Genomic DNA, 17895 nt, shown 5'->3' with positions numbered 1-17895 from the left:
CGTTAGAACCCCCGTGGGATACTGTTAATCAATTGGTCGTAGGTTCGATCCCTACCGCCGGAGCCAAAGAATTCAAGGGCTTAGCGATTTTTCGCTAGGCCCTTTTTCTTTACCGGATCAGATTGATGCCTCTGAGTCAGCCGCGCTTCGCACGCCACCGACCGACTGCGTTGTGTTGGCTGGGTGAAGAGCCCCTCTTTCGGACGACTTGCGAATGTAAGAAAGGCGCTTATCCGCGCTTGGGGGTATCTGCGTCGAGATACGAAACAAGCGACTGGTATCGCTTCATGACAGTTCTGAACGCGCCTGCAAGCTGGGGTTCCAGGTTCTGCGGAGTGGGCGCCGTGGCACCTTTGCGTTGGCCAAAGGCTTCTCGTTTCCCGCCTGCCTCTTCGACAATTCGCCGCGGAATGGGGCGGTCATAGGGAACGTCAAGGAAGAAAGGTTTCATATCCGGCTGGCGCAACACACGGCGAATGGCCTGTACGAATTTCGCGCCGACCACGGGCAAGGGAACAAAAATTGTGCCATTGCGCAGGTGAAACTCGTTTTTGCTTTTGGCCGTGCGCAACCCCGTCGGAAGACCCGGTCCCGTGCGCAGCTTCTTTGCCCAGATGCCGTCGCCAAATGACCCTTCGAACACAACGCAATTCTGAATGTCGCGTTCGAATGAGGCATAGACGACATCGTCACCAAAGCCAGATGTGGCGAGGAATTCCGAGGCATAGGCAAGCGCCTCTTCATCAAGGTGAAGCGACAGGGAACGGTCGCTGGATTTCAGGATATGGCGGTGTGCCTTGACCTTGATGCCAAGCTGGGCGCCCACTTCTTCCCCGGAATCGGACCGCCCCCTGACGTCTCCGGTTATTGTATGAGCCAGTTTGCATCCCGCAGCCTTCGCAATCGCTGTGCAGGCTGTGGAATCGTAGCCGTTCGAGATCGTCGAAACGACGCCCAAGGGAAATTTGCGCCGCCTGGACTTGGCATTGCGTGATAGCCGCTTGGCCACACGTCGAAGGTTTCTGCGATACGTTGCGAAGGTCAGGTTTGGCTTTTGTTCAAGGTGAAACCGTCTGAGCGGCACACCATCGGCGGACAAAGAGAAATTGTGATACATCACCCGGTAAAAGGCCCACCCGTCGAGCTTGGTGGCAAATGTCTGGGCCAGATCTGCACCCAAGGCAGAACTGTCGTCACTGTGCTTTTTCAGAACGATCGCAAGATCACGCAGCGCCTCATCGTCGATGTCAGGCAGGGCCAACCGGATCGCCAGCGCCATGCTGTTGGTCACATAGCTGACCCCATCGCAGGTTGCCACATACAGTGCATCGAAACAGTGACGCGGCGGTGTGAAAAGAATGTTGCGCAGCAACGAACAGCCCGTGCCGAAGAAATTTGCACTTTCGCGGAACATCGCTTTATGGACCGGACCATCCCAAACGCCCTCGAAGAAGGTGTCGCCGAACTTTTCGACCTGAGATCCCAGCACGAATTGTGTTTTGTCGGGCGTGGATTTGCACAGCCAGGCCAGTGGCGGGATATCGTCATCGCGGTGCCACGAGACGTTGACAGGCTTGCGCAAGTCCTGGCCCGCGATTTCATTATGCGCCAGAACGCGAAGGCAGGCCTGATAGGCTTCGAAGTTCCGCGAACGGTAGACATTGATAAAATCATCAGAAGAAATCATGGGTGGTTCAAGCTTCCAGAGGCGCGTTGACGAACAAAGAAGGGCCGCAGCGATCGTTTAGACAAAATTCGGCAGAGCATGAAGTCATTTCTTGCTGGGATCAAGAACCAAAACGGGCCGATCCCTCAGCAAGGCCAGTCCGTTTTTCGGGGCGCCGCGGTGCCAAAACCGCAAGAAATCCCGGGTGATCAGGCCGGTTACATGTGGCCCGAACGCCACTATATTTCGTCACAAGCCCCCTTCACGAAACTTTTATTCGTCGATTTCCCTTAACTTTCTGTTAACATGTGAATGTCGAAAGACCTCTGGTGGGGAAAATGTGCGCCATATTCAGGCGTAACACTAAGTAACTGGAGCGGGGAATATGGTAGATAAAACAAAGAATAAGCAGATTAAAACGCCAAAACGTGTTGTGCGGTATCTTCGGCAGGAAACACCTCCGAAGTCTGACCGGACCAAGGCACCAGAACAGGAAACACCGGCTGTGGTGTATACTGACTGGGCCAGCATCTGACGGGTTTTAACCCTGACGCAACGCGACTAGGCTTGGATCATGACTGATCCTGTTTCGTCCATACGCAACCTTGGGCCCGCGTCGGACGCCGCTTTCGAGCGTGCCGGCATCCATACGGCCGAAGACTTGCGCGAACTGGGCGCGGATGAGGCCTATCGCCGTCTCTTGGCGTCGGGATCACGGCCGCACTTCATTGGATATTATGCCATGGTCATGGGGTTGCAGGGGCGCCCTTGGAATGACTGCAAGGGCAAGGAAAAAGACGCCCTGCGCGCCCGGTTTGATGCGTTGAAGGCCGAGGCCGCCGCGAACAAGCCCCCCGAAGATAAGATGGACGCCATTTTGGACCAGATAGGCATCCGCGCGCCCTGACACCCGACCCTGAATTGAAAAAGCCGCCCGGATTTCTCCGCGCGGCCCTTTTTTTTGCGTCCAACCAGCCTTAGCCGACCAGTTCGAGACCCGAGAAGAAGTAAGCGATTTCTTCTGCTGCGGTTTCCGGTGCGTCCGAGCCGTGGACCGAGTTTTCGCCAACCGATTGGGCAAACTCTTTACGGATCGTGCCTTCGTCAGCGTCGGCCGGGTTGGTGGCGCCCATCACGGTGCGGTAGGTTTTGATGGCGTCGTTGCCTTCCAGAACCTGAACGACAACCGGCTCGGAGATCATGAATTCAACCAGCTCACCGAAGAAGGGGCGCTCTTTGTGGACGCCATAGAAGGTTTCTGCCTGGGCTTGGGTCATGTGGATGCGCTTTTGCGCAATGATGCGCAGGCCAGCGGCTTCGATCTTGGCGTTGATCGCGCCGGTCAGGTTGCGTTTGGTGGCATCGGGTTTGATGATCGAGAAAGTGCGTTGAATGGCCATGTCGGTCCCTTTTGCGTTGGGCAGCGGGACCCCTGCCCCGGTGCGTGTGTGATTTGCGGCCCCCGGTAACATGGGATCGGCGTTTTGGAAAGCAGCGATTGAAGGCGATGATTGACGGGCCTTCCAAGCTCAGGCACATGGTGCCCATGCTTAGAATTTCAGACATCACATATTCCATCTCTGGTCGCACCTTGGTTGAAAACGCCTCGGTGACCATTCCGACAGGCCACAAGGTGGGCCTGGTGGGGCGCAACGGCTCTGGCAAAACGACGCTGTTTCGGATCATTCGCGGCGAGATGGGGTTGGACACGGGCGAGGTTTCGCTTCCCAAGGGTTGGAAAATTGGCGGGGTCAGCCAAGAAGTGCCCGGCAACGAAGTCTCATTGATCGACACGGTTTTGCGGGCAGATACGGAACGCGAAGCTCTGATGACAGAAGCCGAAACGGCCACTGATCCGACCCGCATCGCCGAGGTTCAGACCCGCCTGTCTGACATTGACGCATGGTCGGCCGAGGCGCGCGCGGCCTCGATCCTGAAAGGGCTTGGCTTTACCCATGACGAACAGCAAATGCCCTGCTCGGCGTTTTCCGGCGGGTGGCGCATGCGTGTGGCACTGGCGGCGGTGCTGTTTTCCGAGCCTGACCTTTTGCTGCTGGATGAACCGACCAACTATCTGGATTTGGAAGGCGCGCTGTGGCTTGAGGCTTATCTGGTCAAATACCCCCACACTGTGCTGATCGTCTCGCACGACCGTGAGCTGCTCAACCGATCAGTTGGCGGCATTCTGCATCTCGAAGACAAGGGGCTGATCTATTACACCGGAACGTATGACATGTTCGCCAAACAGCGCGCGCAGAAACGCGCCCTTTTGGCGTCCGCGGCGAAAAAACAGGACGCAAAACGCGAGCATTTACAAGCCTTTGTGGATCGTTTCAAAGCCAAGGCATCCAAGGCCAAACAAGCGCAGTCACGTATAAAGGCGCTGGAGAAGATGGAGACCATTCGCGCGCCGGAAGATGCCGCGCGCACCGTGTTCACCTTCCCCAAACCCGAAGAGCTTCCGCCCCCCATCATCGCCACCGAAAACGCGGCTGTGGGCTATGGTGACACCGTTGTTCTGCGCAATCTGAACCTGCGCATTGATCAAGACGACCGCATCGCGCTGCTTGGGCGCAACGGCGAAGGGAAATCCACGCTCTCCAAATTGTTGTCGGGTCGATTGGACCTGATGGAGGGCACCATGGTGTCCTCGAACAAACTACGCATCGGGTTCTTCGCCCAGCATCAGGTGGAGGAGCTGTATGTCGACGAAACGCCCCTACAACACCTGATGCGCGAACGCGCCGCCGAGGGGCAAGCAAAGCTGCGCGCCCGTCTGGCGGGGTTCGGTCTGGGACCGGATCAGGCCGACACCGAGGTCGGACGGCTGTCTGGCGGTCAAAAGGCGCGCCTGTCGCTGTTGTTGGCCACCCTGCCCGCCCCGCATTTGCTGATCCTTGATGAACCAACCAACCACCTCGACATTGAAAGCCGCGAAGCGCTGGTCGAAGCGCTGACCGCCTATAGCGGTGCGGTGATTTTGGTCAGCCACGACATGCATTTGCTGTCCATGGTGGCGGATCGCCTGTGGTTGGTGAAAAACGGACATGTTGCCCCCTACGAAGAAGACCTGCAGGCCTACCGTAAGATGCTTCTTGCCACGGATGAGGATAAGAAACCGCCCAAGGCAAAAACACCCAAGCCGAAACCGAAACGCGCCGACCGGGACACCATCCTTGCCCTGCGCGCCGATTTGCGCAAGGCAGAGGCACGGGTCGAAAAGCTGGAAGCAATGCGCGACAAGCTGGATGCCAAGCTGGGCGACCCCGCGCTTTATGAACCTGAACGCAAAGACGAAGTTGTGGTTTGGCAGAAAAAACACGCCGAAGTGCATGAAGGGCTGGAACGCGCCGAAGAGCTTTGGCTTCGCGCGCAGGAAAAACTGGAACGGGCCGAGGGGTGATCATGGATCTTGCGCTTTTTGTCCCGGCTTTCGTGACGCTGTTCGTCGTGATGGATCCGATCGGCATTTCACCTTTGTTCATGGCGCTGACACAGGGGATGACGACGGCGCAGCGCCGCGCCATCGCGCTGCGCGCCTGTGCGACCGCAGCCCTGATCCTGACGCTGTTCGCGTTTCTGGGCGAAGGGGTGCTGAACTTCCTTGGCATCTCGATGCCCGCATTCCGGATCTCCGGCGGCATTTTGTTGTTGTTGACCGCGCTGGACATGCTGTTTGAACGGCGCACGCAGCGGCGCAAAGACCAGTCCGAGGAAGGCGTGGCCAGCGACGATGACCCATCCGTGTTTCCGCTGGCGATGCCCCTGATCGCTGGCCCCGGTTCGATCGCCACGGTGATCTTGCTGTCGGGTCAGGGCGACGGGCTGGCGGGTGTCGGGCTGGCATTGGCGGTCATGGCGCTGGTGCTTCTGATCGCCTTCATCCTGTTTAACGCGGCATCGCTTCTGGAACGGCTGTTGCGCGACACCGGGATCAAAGTGGTGACACGGCTGTTGGGCATGCTTCTGTCCGCGTTGGCGGTTCAGTTCGTGCTGGAAGGGTTGCGCGACTTTGGCCTGATGGGATGACACGCGGCGCATTGCCCCGATGACATCACGCCTCCGGCTTCCTATATCTTGAAGATCACTGGCTGACGGATGACAGGATGATTGGCGAAGACTATGCCCGCATTGCCTACCTTGTGCTGCTTTTGGCGGCCGTTGGTGGCTATTTCGTCGCGGAAAACCGTCAGACCCTTGGCAAGAACCTTCGACAGCTTCTGATTTGGGGGCTGATCTTTCTGGGAGCCTTGGCGGCAGTGGGCCTGTGGCAAGACATCCGAAACGACCTGTCGCCGCGCCAAAACCTTGTTCAGGAAACCGGGCAAATCGTGCTGCCGCGCGCCTATGACGGGCATTTCTATGCAACGCTTCTAATGAACGGACAGCCCATCGACTTCGTGCTCGACACCGGGGCCAGCAACATCGTTCTGACCAAAGAGGATGCCTTGAGCGCCGGCGTCAAAATGGAAGCGCTTCGCTTCTTTGGCCGCGCCATGAGCGCCAATGGGCCCGTGCGCACAGCACCCGCCCGGATCGCCCGTGTCGAGCTTTTGGGCATACAGGATTATGGGGTCGAGGTCTGGGTCAATGACGGTGAGATGCCGGGATCATTGCTGGGCAACGACTATCTGCAACGGTTCGAAAAAATCGAAATTCAGCGCGACAAGATGATCCTGACGCGTTAGCAATATCCGTTAATTATCTAAAGGTTCCGTGCTGACCTTCATCTCCCAACGTCCGCTTTCCTGGCTCCAATATTTCGCAGTGCAACCGGCAGCGACGACCTCTTTCCATTGCGATCGTGCCTGCGCCACGGCATCCGGGTCATTGCCATCAAACAGAATGCTCACGCGAGTCATCCGGGTCATTTCGTCCGCCGAAACGGCCGCTCCATCAATCGTCAAAAGCGCATTGGCCGCGTTGGCAAACTCCGTGTCCGCGTCTGCTTCGGTTTCTGTAGTCAGCAACACCGGTTGGTCAGCATCATGCGGGCCGCCGGACGGGCCATGCGGTAAAAAGCTGTCGTCGGCAGATGTCCACAACAGCTCGTCCAGCCATTCAAGGCGGTTCGCATCACGGCCGCGGATGCAGACCTTCCAGCCTGCCTCCAGCGACCGTTGCAACAACACCGGCAATGTGGCCTCAAGCGGGGTGCGGGTCATGTGATAGAAAAAGACCTCGCCGCCACCTTGCGGTGACGCGTCCTGCCCGTCTGCTGCCCTCGCGCCCGGTTCTGTCAATGGATCACGCCTCAAACATGTCCAGAACCAGACGGTTCAGCGCCAAAACGCCCCAACCCGTCGCGCCTTTCGGGGCAAGTGGGCCGTCCTGAGCGACCTGAGCGGTGCCCGCGATGTCGAGGTGAATCCAGGGCTGGCCGTCTTTCACGAAGCGACCAAGGAATTGGGCGGCGGTGATGGACCCTGCGGTGCGCCCGCCAACGTTTTTCATGTCGGCTTTGTGCGACTTGATCAACTGGTCATAGCCCGGACCCATCGGCATGCGCCAAGCGCCTTCGCCTTCGGCGCTGGCCGCCTTCAGCAACCCGTTGCACAACGTATCGTCATTCGAGAAAACGCCTGTGTTTTCATGGCCCAAGCCGATAATGATGGCCCCCGTCAGGGTGGCAAGATCTATCATGCCCGCCGGTTTGTATTCTTCCTGCGCATACCACATCACATCGCACAGAACGAGCCGCCCCTCGGCGTCGGTGTTGATCACTTCGATCGTGTCGCCCTTCATCGAGGCCACGATGTCGCCGGGGCGTTGCGCCCGCCCGTCCGGCATGTTTTCGACCAGCCCGACCAAGCCCACCACATTGGCCTTGGCCTTGCGGGTGGCCAGCGTCTTCATGACACCCGCCACGGTGCCAGCGCCACCCATATCCATGGTCATATCTTCCATGCCCGCAGCCGGTTTGATGCTGATGCCGCCGGTGTCAAACACGACGCCCTTGCCAACAAGGGCCAGAGGTGCGGCACTTGCGTCGCCCCCCATCCATTCCATCACAACCACTTTCGACGGGGCCTCGGACCCTTGCCCGACGGCCAGAAGGGCGCGCATGCCAAGTTTCTCCAATGCGGGTTCGTCCAGCACTTTGACCTTTACGCCCAGCTTCTTGAGATCAATCAGACGATCGGCGAATTCAGTGGTCGTCAGCACGTTGGCCGGCTCATTCACCAGATCGCGCGTGAAGAACACCCCCTCCGTCTGCGCCGCAATTCTATCGCGCGCACCCTCGAACATCACCGGGCGCGACACCATCAAGCGCAAGCTGCCACCTTTTGGGGCATCGTCTTTTTTGCTTTTGTGATCGTCAAACGCGTATCCCCGCAAAGTCGCCCCCAGGGCCAGATCATCCGCGTGCTTCAACGGACCAGCCAAAACCAGAATGTCATTCCCGATCAAATGCTTGCCGATCAACCCACCGGCTTTTCGCACCACGTGCTGGTCGGCGCGCGGCTCAAGTCGCACCACCTGAACGGCGTCCGCTTTCAGGCCGGTCGGAAAGGCCAGCTCATGCGCCTCGCCCTCTTTCAGCTTTTCGAATGTCTTGCTTTCAGCAAAGCGCAACAGAGCGCCGCGCATCAGCTTGTTCACCCGCCGCGCGGCTGGATGCAGCTTGCCCGGTTCGGACAGAACCACGGTGATACGGCCTTCGTGTTCATCGATAAGATCAAGGTTCACGTCGCCAAATTCAGGCAGGATCGGGGTCGTCATGGTCCATTCCTTTCAAGCAATCTTTTGCCATTCCTAGCCAGCCGCGCTGCAATTGACCAGATAGCAGTTTTCCCCGGCCTTTGGATGGTTTAGAAAACAAGCCACTAGCTATCCGGGGTTTTCAGGGGGGACGCGTGGCCAGATTCGACCGTTATATGCTGTCGCAACTGATATTGCTGTTCGGCTTTTACGGGCTGGTGCTGGTCTTGCTGTTCTGGGTCAACCGCGCGGTGCGTTTGTTCGACCAGTTGATCGCCAACGGGCAGACCGCCTTGGTGTTTTTAGAGTTTTCGGCAATGATCCTGCCCGGTGTGATTGTGTTCATCATCCCGATCGCCTCGTTCGCGGCGGCGGTTTCGGTGACGAACCGGCTGAACTCCGAAAGCGAATTGGTGGTCGTACAATCGGCGGGGTTTGGCCCTTTCCGCCTGGCCCGCCCGGTTCTGGTCTTTGGCGCCTTCACCGCCCTGTTCATGCTGATCCTGACCCATATTCTGGTGCCGATGAGCCAATTGCGCTTTGCCGAGCGCCAAGCCGAGATCGCGGAAAACATCACCGCGCGTTTTCTGACCGAAGGCAGTTTTGTCCATCCCGCCGAAGGGATCACGCTGTATATCCGCAAAATCAGCGCCGAGGGTGAATTGCACGATATCTTCTTGTCGGACGAACACGATCCTGACCAGCATTATACCTATACGGCGCAGAAGGCGTTGATTCTGAACACAGATGTCGGGCCGCGGCTGATCATGTTCGAAGGGCTTGCGCAGGTTGTGTCCACCAAAAGCCAGCGCCTGTCGACGACCGGATTTGAGGATTTCACCTACGATATATCGGCACTGCTGTCCGGCCCGATCGGCGGGAACCGCACGATCACCCAGATCTACACGCCCGAGCTTCTGAACCCGACCGCTGCCACCCTGGCGGAGACCGGGGAAACGCGCGCGGCCCTGCGTGCCGAAGGGCATTTCCGAAACGCGCAGGCGCTTTATTCCATCATCACCGCGATGGCCGGGTTTTCGATGTTGATTGTCGCCGGGTTCAGCCGGTTTGGCCTGTGGCGTCAGGTCGTGATCGCGCTTGGGGCCGTGGCATTGCTGCAATCCTTTGACAATACCATGCTGGATCTGGCCCGAAGGTCCGATGCCGCGACCGGGCTGGTCTATCTGGCTACGGCCATTGGCGTCGCGTTCAATCTGGTCGTGTTGGTCATGGCCAGCCGCCCCTCGCCGCGTGACGTTCACCGCCGGCGCCGCGCCTTGCGCGCGCTGGGTCGCGAACCTGCCGGGGGCACCACATGACACTGCATCTGTATATCGCGCGCCGGTTCTTGTATGCGTTCTTGACCATGTTGGTGGTGCTGGCGATGATCTTTGTCCTTTTGGACATGGTCGAAAGCATGCGCCGTTTCGATGCGGCCGCGGTCGGGTTTGGCAATGTGCTGGGTTTGACACTTCTGAACGCACCGGTCTGGATGTATCGCATCCTGCCGCTGATCGTTATCTTGTCCACGCTATGGATGTTTTTGAGCTTGTCACGCAGCTCTGAAATGGTGGTGACACGCGCGGCCGGGCGTTCGGCGCTTGCGACACTGATTTCGCCCGCGCTGACCGTGTTCCTGTTCGGCATACTGGCCGTTGCGGTCGGCAATCCGATCGCCGCCGCGACCTCAAAGAAACACGCCCGCATCGCGGCCCAGTATGAAGGCAGCGGTGGATCTGTCCTGTCGATCTCGACCGAGGGCGTTTGGCTCAGGCAGGGCAACGAAACCGGACAGACCGTGATCCGCGCCGTGCAATCGGATCTGGAAGGCACCCGCCTGTCGGGCGTGACCTTCTTTTCCTTCGCGCCTGATGGCGTTCCGACAATGCGGATCGAAGCCGCGTCGGCCAAGCTGGAACCCGGGCATTGGGTGCTGAGCAGCGCCAAGGTCTGGGATCTTGCCGACACGCAGAACCCCGAAACCGAAGCGTTGGTGCGTCCGACCTTCTGGGTCGCATCGAACCTGACGCAGGACCAGATCCGCGACAGTTTCGGCAAGCCCAGCTCGATCTCGATCTGGGATCTGCCGGGATTTATCCGCCAGTTGGAAACTGCAGGCTTTTCCGCCCGCGCCCACCGGGTGTGGTTCCAGATGGAACTGGCAATGCCCGTCTTCATGGTTGCCATGGTGCTGATCGGTGCAGGCTTTACCATGCGCCACACGCGATTTGGCCGAACAGGGATCATGGTGTTGTTTGCCCTGATGATGGGGTTCGGTGCGTATTTCATCCGTAACTTCGCCCAGATCCTCGGTGAAAACGGTCAGATCCCGATCCTGATGGCGGCATGGGCGCCGCCGATCGCGGCGCTGTTGATGCCAATGGGCATCTTGCTGCATCTGGAGGATGGCTGATGGGTCTGTCGCGACTTGCGAAAGCCTTGACCACGGCTGTCTGGCTGGGCTTGTGCGCCCCGCTTGTCAGCGTGGCTCTCACCGTGACCCCTGCATTTGCGGGGCAGGCCAGTCTGATTGCCGACCATGTTCAGGTTGTGGGCAATGGTGCGCTGGTGGCGCGGGGCAATGTGGTTGTGCTTTATGAAGACGTGCGTCTGACGGCGTCGCGTGTGAGCTATGACAAGGCCACAGACAGCCTGACCATCGAGGGACCGATCACCATCACCCGCAGTGAGGGATCGGTGCTGATCGCAGATGCCGCGCGCCTGTCAGCGGATCTGAAAAACGGCATCCTGAAAAGCGCTCGGCTGGTGCTGGATCAACAATTGCAAATCGCCGCGGCCCAGATCAATCGGGTCGAGGATCGCTATACCCAGATGAGCCGCGTCGTGGCGTCTTCTTGCCAAGTTTGCCCAAGCAGCCCGGTGCCGCTGTGGCAGATCCGGGCGGATCGCGTGATACATGACGAAAAAGAACGCCAGCTTTATTTTCATGGCGCGCAACTTCGCATCGCCGACATACCGGTCTTCTATCTGCCCCGGTTGCGCCTGCCCGACCCGACGCTAAAGCGCGCCACCGGGTTTCTGCCGCCGAAGATCCGCACCACCTCGACCCTTGGCACCGGGCTGTTGACACCCTTCTTTTGGAAGCTTGGGGACCATGCCGACCTGACGCTGTCGCCGTTTCTGGCCGCCAAGACATCGACGCTTGAGCTGCGCTATCGACAGGCGTTTCGTGCCGGCGACATTACCTTTACCGGAGCGGTCAGCGACGATGCGATCTTGCCCGGCGAAACCCGCTTCTACCTGTTTGGTGAAGGTGAGTTTGCCCTGCCACGCGACTATACGCTCAGCTTTGAACTGCAAGAGGTATCGGACCCCGGTTATTTGCTGGACTACGGCTATTCCGATCAGGACCGGTTGCGCAATGCAGTGTCAGTGATGCGCGCGCGGCGCGACGAGTTCGTGTTCGCAGGTATCACCCGCTATGACACTCTGCGCGAGGCTGAGATCCCGATCTCGGATCAGCTCCCCTTTGCGCAGATCGACGCCTTTTATGAGCGCCGACTGTTTCCGACTTGGGTCGCGGGCGAGTTTCGCGCGCAATTATCCTGGCAAGCACACTTCCGCGAAAGCGACGCCGATATCCTTGGCCGCGATGTCGCCCGTCTGGGGGCTGGGCTCAGCTGGCACCGCGACTGGGTCAGTGCCTCCGGAATCGTTGTCGAAGCAGATGCCGGCGTGGATGCCAACATCTATTGGATCGAACAAGACAGCCGGTTTGCAACCGAACAAAGCTTTGCGACCCCGTCGGCGGGCATAACCCTGCGCTGGCCGATGTCGCGGGTCACGGGCACAGGAGCGGTGGACGTGATCGAACCGATCGCGCATCTGGCATGGTCAGAACAAGTCGGCGCCGAAATACCGAACGAAGACAGCGTGTTTGTCGAATTTGACGAATCCAACCTGTTCGATCTTAGCCGGTTTCCCGGCAAGGATCGGCGCGAAAACGGCGCGCGGGCGGCTGTCGGGCTGAGCTGGACGCGGCACGCCCCGTCGGGCTGGGCCTTCACGCTGGCGGCGGGGCGGGTCTTTCGCCGGGTCGATCTGGGCCAGTTTACCGACGCCTCGGGTCTGTCAGGCACCGCATCCGACTGGTTGCTGGGGGCACAGGTCAATCTGGGCGGACGGTTTGCCCTGCAGGGCCGCGCCCTGGTCAATGATGATCTCAACATCACCAAATCCGAAACGCGTGCGGCCTATCTGACGGATCGGCTGGAGATGGGCGCCGCCCATATCTGGGTGATCGAGGACACGGCCGAAGACCGACCCGACCCGACCCATGAGCTGCGACTGGACGGCGCGTATCAGATCAGCGATTTCTGGCGCGTGTCGGCAGATGGCATCTTTGACCTTGAGGCCAATCAGGCCACGCGGGCCGGTCTGGGGCTACAATACCGAAATGAATGCCTTTTGGTCGATCTTTCCCTCTCGCGTCGCTTCACATCCTCTATTAATGTGACGCCAACGACGGATTTCGGGTTGCAGGTCGAACTGACCGGATTTGGGGGCGGCCGCGGCGCACGCGCGCATAAATGCGGGGGCTGACCGGAGACGGTCAGCGGATGACAGCCGCGACAAGAGATTGAGATGACGAAGAGCAGATCGGACAAGAAAATGGTGAACCGCATGGCCAACACCCGCATCAACAGCGCACCCGGCAAACATCTGGGCCAACGGCTTTTGTCAGGGATGCTGGCGGGGCTCTTGATCCTCGTGATGACCGGCGCCGGGACGGCCGTGGCACAAGACCTATTTGCGCCGGTAAAGAAAATCAACGAACGCGTGATCACCGCCTACGAGCTGTCGCAGCGCATGGCGTTTCTGACGATCCTGAAGGCGCCCGGAGATATCCGCAAACTGGCGCTTGAGCAGTTGACCGACGAAGCACTGCAACGTCAGGCGGCGGACATCGCCGACATTGAACCTTCGGCCGAAGAGGTTCTGGCGGGGATGGAAGAGTTCACCGGGCGGTTCAATCTGGATGTCGAAACCTTCAACAAGATCATAGCCCAGGGCGGCATCGCGCCCGAAACCTTCCGCGATTTTGTATCCGGCGGCATCGCATGGCGCGCGGTTGTGCGCGCGCGTTGGGCCGGGCGCATCACCATCACCGAAGACGAGATCGACCGCCAACTGGCGCTGACCCGGCCCGGTGCTGGCGTGCGCGTGCTGTTGTCTGAGATCATTCTGCCTGCACAAACGCCACCGCAAATGCAGGCCGCAAACGCGCGTGCCTCGGAACTGGGCGCGATCACCACCCTGCCCGCCTTCGCATCAGCCGCCCGGCGCTTTTCGGTCGCGCCATCACGGGGCCGCTCTGGTCGGCTTGACTGGATGGACATCGCCAATCTGCCGCCCGCAGTCGCTGCGAAAATCCTGCCGCTGGCCCCCGGTCATGTCACCGAACCGATCCCGGTCAAGAACGGCGTCGCGGTGTTCCAGCTTCGGGCGCTTGAAGAAACCGACGTTCCAGCCCCCACGGATGTGACGGTGGATTATGCCACCTTCCTGATCCCCGGCGGTCGCAGCGAAAAGGCCCTGACGCAAGCTGCCAGCATCCGCGCCAAGGTGGACACCTGTGATGACCTCTATGCTGTCGCGCAAGATCTTCCCGAAGAGCAATTGCAACGCGAGGCCCTGCCCATCGGGCAGATCCCCACCAACTATGCGCTGGAGCTTGCCAAATTGGACGAAGGTGAAAGCTCGACAGCGCTGACATCGGCGTCGGGGCAGAACCTGGTCTTTCTGATGCTGTGTTCTCGCATACGCGATCTGCCTGAAGAGATCAGCCGCGATGACATTCGGCGGCAGTTGACCAATGGACGTCTGCAAAACCTGGCAACCGCTTATCTGGACGAGCTGAAGGCCGCAGCCCATATCGAAGACTACCTGACCCAATGACCGGCCATCCCTTGCCGACCGGCGCGCGACGGCCCGTGGCGTTGACCATTGGGGAACCAGCGGGGATCGGACCGGATATCGCGGGTCTTGCCTTCGATACGCTTGGCATTTCGGTGCCGTTCTTCCTGATCGGTGATCCGGCACATCTGCCTGATGATCGGCCGTTCACCCTCATCACGAAACCGTCGGACGCGTTGGACGCAGACAGCCTGCCTGTGCTTGCGCATGATTTCGGAACGCCGCGCACCCCCGGCGTCGCCCAACCGGATCACGCGGCACATGTCATCGCGGTGATCGAGAAGGCGGTCAGCCTGACCCAATCCGGCGAGGCACTGGCGGTCTGCACCAACCCGATCCACAAGAAAGCGCTGAAAGATGGCGCGGGGTTTGCCTTTCCCGGCCACACTGAATTTCTGTCCCATCTTGCCGGAGGCGCTGATGTGGTGATGATGCTGGCTTGCGAAGGGCTGCGCGTCGTTCCCGCCACCATCCACATCGCCCTGTCCGAGGTGCCCGCCGCGCTGACGCCCGCGCTTCTGAAACAAGTCATCCAGACCACCTATGCCGCCCTGATCAACGATTTCGGCCTGACCTCGCCGCGCATTGCGGTGGCTGGGCTGAACCCTCATGCGGGCGAAGGTGGCGCAATGGGGCGCGAAGAGATCGAGATGATCTCGCCCCTTCTTGACGACCTGCGCGCGGGTGGAATGAACCTGATCGGTCCGTCCTCGGCAGACACCATGTTCCATGCCGCCGCGCGCGCAGGCTATGACGCGGCGATCTGCATGTATCACGATCAAGCACTGATCCCGATCAAGACCATCGACTTTTCGGGCGGTGTCAACGTGACACTGGGCTTGCCCTTCGTGCGCACATCTCCCGACCACGGCACCGCGTTTGATATCGCTGGAACGGACAAGGGCGACCCAAGCTCGCTGATCGCGGCGTTGCGCATGGCGCACCAGATGGGCCGCGCCAGACAGGAGCGTCACGCATGAGCCAGATCGACGGCCTGCCCCCTCTGCGCGAGGTCATAGCGACCCACGGGTTGATCGCCAAGAAATCACTTGGGCAAAACTTCCTGCTCGACCTCAATCTGACCGCCAAAATCGCTCGGATGGCGGGTGATCTGGCGAACTCGGACGTGCTGGAAATCGGCCCCGGCCCCGGTGGGCTGACGCGCGGTCTGCTGGTCGAAGGCGCGCGCAAGGTGCTGGCGGTGGAAAAGGACAGCCGCGCCATGGCGCCGCTGGCCGAAATTCAAACCGTCTATCCGGACCGGCTGCAGATCATCAACGCTGACGCGCTGACCCTTGATCCGCTAGAGCATCTGACCCCGCCCATTCGCATCGTCGCCAACTTGCCTTACAATGTCGGGACCGAGCTTTTGGTGCGGTGGCTCACGCCGCCCAGTTGGCCGCCGGTCTGGGACAGCCTGACCTTGATGTTCCAGAAAGAAGTCGCCGAACGGATCGTCGCCCAGCCCGGATCAAAGAAATATGGCCGCTTGGCGGTGCTGGCCCAGTGGCGCACCACACCGCGCATCGTGATGGAACTGCCACCCGAGGCGTTCACCCCGCCGCCCAAGATCCATTCCGCCGTGGTGCATTTCGACGCCCTGCCCGCGCCCCGGTTTGAGGCCGACCCGGACAAGCTGCAAGCCCTTGTGGCCAAAGCCTTCGGGCAACGGCGCAAGATGCTGCGCGCGTCCCTGAAAGGGCTGCATCCCGAGATAGAGGACGTGCTGACATCGGTCGGGATCAAACCCACCTCGCGCGCCGAAGAGATCGGGATCGAAGCGTTCTGCGCCTTGAGCCGCGCGCTGAGCGCGTAGACGGGTAATCGCCCTAGCTGTGTTCTTCTGCCGCCGTATCCGCCAGTGCGCGGTTGAAGGCTTTCAACGCATCAACATGAAACACCGCACCCCAAAGTTCGGGTGGGTCGCCTGCCCCACCAAGCGTTACCACGGGAATGAACCGCGCGTTCGAGCTTTCAAACATCGGCATCAGCGCCTCCAGCGTGGCGTTTCCGTCGACATAGACGCCTTCTTCGATCAATTCCCAGCACTGCGCTTCACCGGCTGCGCGGGCGTCAACCTTGTCGCGCATGATTTGTGCGACACGCACCGTGCTCAACAGATAAGCCTGTGGCCCGGCAGCCAGATGGATATTGCGCCGCTCCAATTGGGTCAGGAAGAAACTGCGATCGACCCAACGGCTGGCCAAGGCTGTCGACAGCGATACCGCGGCCATGACGGCAATTCCGGTTTGCCAGTCTCCGGTCAGTTCGAACACGATCAACGTGGTTGAAATCGGCGCGCCCAGCACCGCCGCCGCAACGGCCCCCATTCCGGCAAGCGCATAGAGTGTCTCGGACCCTGACACGTCAGGGAAAACAGCCGTTGCAACGATGCCGAAGGCCAAGCCAGTCAGCGCCCCGACCATCAAGGCAGGGGAAAACACGCCCCCCCCCATACGCCCGGCCATGGTGATCGCCACAGCCGCCACCTTCACCACCACATAGGTGATCGCCAATTGCAGACCCAGCCCACCGGTCAGGGCGACCGATGTCGTTTCATACCCAACGCCGATGATATGAGGAAACCAGATGGCAATTGCGCCAAGGATCAACCCGGCGAGGGCGGGTCGCAGCACCTTCGGAAGTCGCAAGGTCGCCTGTAACGAATTGCCGACATCATCAGCCCAGAAAATCGCCCGCATAAGGATGACGGCGACCACGCCGCACACAACGCCAAGAAGCAAAAAGGCAGGCAATTCGACATAGAAGGCGAGCGACCCCTCGGCAGGCAAAACGAACTCTGTCACATCACCATATTCGATCCGGTTGATCACCGTGCCCGCGACTGACGCGATGGCGATGGGGGCGAAGGCATGCACCGCGAAGTGGCGCAACACGACCTCCAACGCGAACAGCGCGCCGGCAATGGGCGCGTTGAAGCTGGCAGAAACAGCCGCCGCCACGGCGCAGCCAAGCAAATCGCGGCCGGTCACGCCATTGGCGTTGATCCGCGCGGACACCCAGCTGGAAATCACCGCGGCCAAGTGCACAACCGGGCCTTCGCGGCCTGACGACCCGCCGGTCGACAGCGTAATCATGGACGCCAGCGCCGAACCCAGCCCCGCGCGTTTTTCGACCCGACCGTCCCACAGGGCGGCGCCTTCGATCACGTCAGCCACGGCGCGCACGCGTCCGTCATGGGTAAACCAGTTCAGGATGATCCCGACCACCAGCCCACCAAATGCAGGGATCAGCAGCACCCAATACCACGGCAACGTGCCGGCAAAACTGTGCAGATGCGCAAGGTCTTCGGTGCCATAAAGGGCCGCCTGCAGCTTCTCGATCCCTTTTCGAAATCCAAGGGCGGCAAATCCGGACGCAATTCCGATCACCAAAGCGATCAGCCAGAACTGTACTTGACTGGGGCCTTGCTTGGCCAAAATATGCCAACCGGTGGAGGTCCGATCCACCAAATCCCGCAAAGCGCGATCTAAGAACAATTTTAGCCGATTAGGCATGGTCCCCCGCCCGCGCGGCCCTTCCCAAGATCACGCATTTACCATAAGTTGTTCCGGCTTTGCTGGGGAGGA

Annotated in this window: 15 protein-coding genes; 10 read left to right on the top strand and 5 right to left on the bottom strand. The window is 59.9% G+C overall.

Annotated features, from left to right (window positions below):
* Positions 1-229: 229 nt before the first annotated feature.
* The gene (locus tag Q0864_RS04805; protein WP_298566614.1) at positions 230-1687 is read right to left on the bottom strand and encodes a hypothetical protein; all 1458 of its coding nucleotides are present in this window, start codon (positions 1685-1687) and stop codon (positions 230-232) included.
* Positions 1688-2240: 553 nt separating this feature from the next.
* On the opposite strand from Q0864_RS04805, the gene Q0864_RS04800 reads away from it, so the two are divergent.
* Positions 2241-2573: a TfoX/Sxy family protein gene (locus Q0864_RS04800; protein ID WP_298566613.1), complete on the top strand. Its 333-nt coding sequence runs from the start codon at positions 2241-2243 to the stop codon at positions 2571-2573.
* A gap of 70 nt (positions 2574-2643) precedes the next feature.
* On the opposite strand, the gene ndk is transcribed toward Q0864_RS04800, so the two are convergent.
* On the bottom strand, positions 2644-3066 hold the full coding sequence (ndk, locus tag Q0864_RS04795) for a nucleoside-diphosphate kinase (RefSeq protein ID WP_248363266.1): 423 nt from the start codon (positions 3064-3066) through the stop codon (positions 2644-2646).
* Between the two features lie 146 nt (positions 3067-3212).
* On the opposite strand from ndk, the gene Q0864_RS04790 reads away from it, so the two are divergent.
* The 3 genes from Q0864_RS04790 to Q0864_RS04780 all read left to right on the top strand — a co-directional run bounded on the left by Q0864_RS04790 (position 3213) and on the right by Q0864_RS04780 (position 6354).
* Positions 3213-5069 (top strand): ABC-F family ATP-binding cassette domain-containing protein, encoded by a 1857-nt coding sequence (locus tag Q0864_RS04790; protein WP_298566790.1) that lies wholly within the window; start codon positions 3213-3215, stop codon positions 5067-5069.
* A 2-nt stretch (positions 5070-5071) separates the two neighbouring features.
* Entirely contained in the window at positions 5072-5695 is a 624-nt protein-coding gene (locus Q0864_RS04785; protein WP_298566612.1) for a MarC family protein, read from the top strand.
* 77 nt (positions 5696-5772) lie between these two features.
* Positions 5773-6354, top strand: coding sequence for a TIGR02281 family clan AA aspartic protease (locus Q0864_RS04780; RefSeq protein WP_298566610.1), 582 nt, complete (start codon positions 5773-5775; stop codon positions 6352-6354).
* Between the two features lie 9 nt (positions 6355-6363).
* Here Q0864_RS04780 and Q0864_RS04775 read toward each other — a convergent pair whose 3' ends face one another.
* Both Q0864_RS04775 and Q0864_RS04770 read right to left on the bottom strand, forming a co-directional pair.
* Entirely contained in the window at positions 6364-6909 is a 546-nt protein-coding gene (locus Q0864_RS04775) for a DNA polymerase III subunit chi (protein WP_298566609.1), read from the bottom strand.
* A gap of 4 nt (positions 6910-6913) precedes the next feature.
* Entirely contained in the window at positions 6914-8389 is a 1476-nt protein-coding gene (locus Q0864_RS04770) for a leucyl aminopeptidase (protein ID WP_298566608.1), read from the bottom strand.
* 134 nt (positions 8390-8523) lie between these two features.
* Here Q0864_RS04770 and Q0864_RS04765 point away from each other — a divergent pair, with 134 nt between their 5' ends.
* Genes Q0864_RS04765 through rsmA form a run of 6 tightly spaced genes read left to right on the top strand, consistent with a single transcriptional unit; the run spans position 8524 to position 16121 of the window.
* Entirely contained in the window at positions 8524-9687 is a 1164-nt protein-coding gene (locus Q0864_RS04765; protein WP_298566607.1) for an LptF/LptG family permease, read from the top strand.
* Positions 9684-10781 (top strand): LPS export ABC transporter permease LptG, encoded by a 1098-nt coding sequence (gene lptG, locus Q0864_RS04760; RefSeq protein WP_298566606.1) that lies wholly within the window; start codon positions 9684-9686, stop codon positions 10779-10781. Before Q0864_RS04765 ends, lptG begins: the two co-directional genes overlap by 4 nt.
* On the top strand, positions 10781-12931 hold the full coding sequence (lptD, locus tag Q0864_RS04755; protein WP_298566605.1) for an LPS assembly protein LptD: 2151 nt from the start codon (positions 10781-10783) through the stop codon (positions 12929-12931). The genes lptG and lptD overlap by 1 nt, the downstream gene beginning before the upstream one ends.
* 42 nt (positions 12932-12973) lie before the next feature.
* A complete protein-coding gene (locus Q0864_RS04750) occupies positions 12974-14287 on the top strand; it encodes a peptidylprolyl isomerase (RefSeq protein ID WP_298566604.1) in 1314 nt (437 codons plus the stop codon).
* A complete protein-coding gene (gene pdxA, locus Q0864_RS04745) occupies positions 14284-15285 on the top strand; it encodes a 4-hydroxythreonine-4-phosphate dehydrogenase PdxA (protein WP_298566603.1) in 1002 nt (333 codons plus the stop codon). The genes Q0864_RS04750 and pdxA overlap by 4 nt, the downstream gene beginning before the upstream one ends.
* Positions 15282-16121 (top strand): 16S rRNA (adenine(1518)-N(6)/adenine(1519)-N(6))-dimethyltransferase RsmA, encoded by an 840-nt coding sequence (rsmA, locus tag Q0864_RS04740; protein ID WP_298566602.1) that lies wholly within the window; start codon positions 15282-15284, stop codon positions 16119-16121. The genes pdxA and rsmA overlap by 4 nt, the downstream gene beginning before the upstream one ends.
* A 13-nt stretch (positions 16122-16134) precedes the next feature.
* On the opposite strand, the gene Q0864_RS04735 is transcribed toward rsmA, so the two are convergent.
* Positions 16135-17823 carry a chloride channel protein gene (locus Q0864_RS04735; protein ID WP_298566601.1) on the bottom strand — a complete coding sequence of 563 codons (1689 nt, stop codon included), beginning with the start codon at positions 17821-17823 and terminating at the stop codon, positions 16135-16137.
* Between the last annotated feature and the right edge of the window lie 72 nt (positions 17824-17895).

It is taken from the genome of uncultured Aliiroseovarius sp., assembly GCF_947497285.1.
GTDB lineage: Bacteria > Pseudomonadota > Alphaproteobacteria > Rhodobacterales > Rhodobacteraceae > Aliiroseovarius.
The sequence above is the reverse complement of the archived record's forward strand: the minus strand, read 5'-3'. Positions and strand labels throughout refer to the sequence as shown.

What these genes read in the sequence shown, in the direction of transcription:
- Q0864_RS04790 (WP_298566790.1), top strand. Translation starts at nt 3,213, where the DNA reads ATGCTTAGAATTTCAGACATCACATATTCCATCTCTGGTCGCACCTTG.
- lptG (WP_298566606.1), top strand. Translation starts at nt 9,684, where the DNA reads ATGACACTGCATCTGTATATCGCGCGCCGGTTCTTGTATGCGTTCTTG.
- Q0864_RS04785 (WP_298566612.1), top strand. Translation starts at nt 5,072, where the DNA reads ATGGATCTTGCGCTTTTTGTCCCGGCTTTCGTGACGCTGTTCGTCGTG.
- Q0864_RS04770 (WP_298566608.1), bottom strand. Translation starts at nt 8,389, where the DNA reads ATGACGACCCCGATCCTGCCTGAATTTGGCGACGTGAACCTTGATCTT.
- pdxA (WP_298566603.1), top strand. Translation starts at nt 14,284, where the DNA reads ATGACCGGCCATCCCTTGCCGACCGGCGCGCGACGGCCCGTGGCGTTG.
- Q0864_RS04800 (WP_298566613.1), top strand. Translation starts at nt 2,241, where the DNA reads ATGACTGATCCTGTTTCGTCCATACGCAACCTTGGGCCCGCGTCGGAC.
- Q0864_RS04805 (WP_298566614.1), bottom strand. Translation starts at nt 1,687, where the DNA reads ATGATTTCTTCTGATGATTTTATCAATGTCTACCGTTCGCGGAACTTC.
- rsmA (WP_298566602.1), top strand. Translation starts at nt 15,282, where the DNA reads ATGAGCCAGATCGACGGCCTGCCCCCTCTGCGCGAGGTCATAGCGACC.
- lptD (WP_298566605.1), top strand. Translation starts at nt 10,781, where the DNA reads ATGGGTCTGTCGCGACTTGCGAAAGCCTTGACCACGGCTGTCTGGCTG.
- Q0864_RS04735 (WP_298566601.1), bottom strand. Translation starts at nt 17,823, where the DNA reads ATGCCTAATCGGCTAAAATTGTTCTTAGATCGCGCTTTGCGGGATTTG.
- ndk (WP_248363266.1), bottom strand. Translation starts at nt 3,066, where the DNA reads ATGGCCATTCAACGCACTTTCTCGATCATCAAACCCGATGCCACCAAA.
- Q0864_RS04780 (WP_298566610.1), top strand. Translation starts at nt 5,773, where the DNA reads ATGATTGGCGAAGACTATGCCCGCATTGCCTACCTTGTGCTGCTTTTG.
- Q0864_RS04750 (WP_298566604.1), top strand. Translation starts at nt 12,974, where the DNA reads ATGACGAAGAGCAGATCGGACAAGAAAATGGTGAACCGCATGGCCAAC.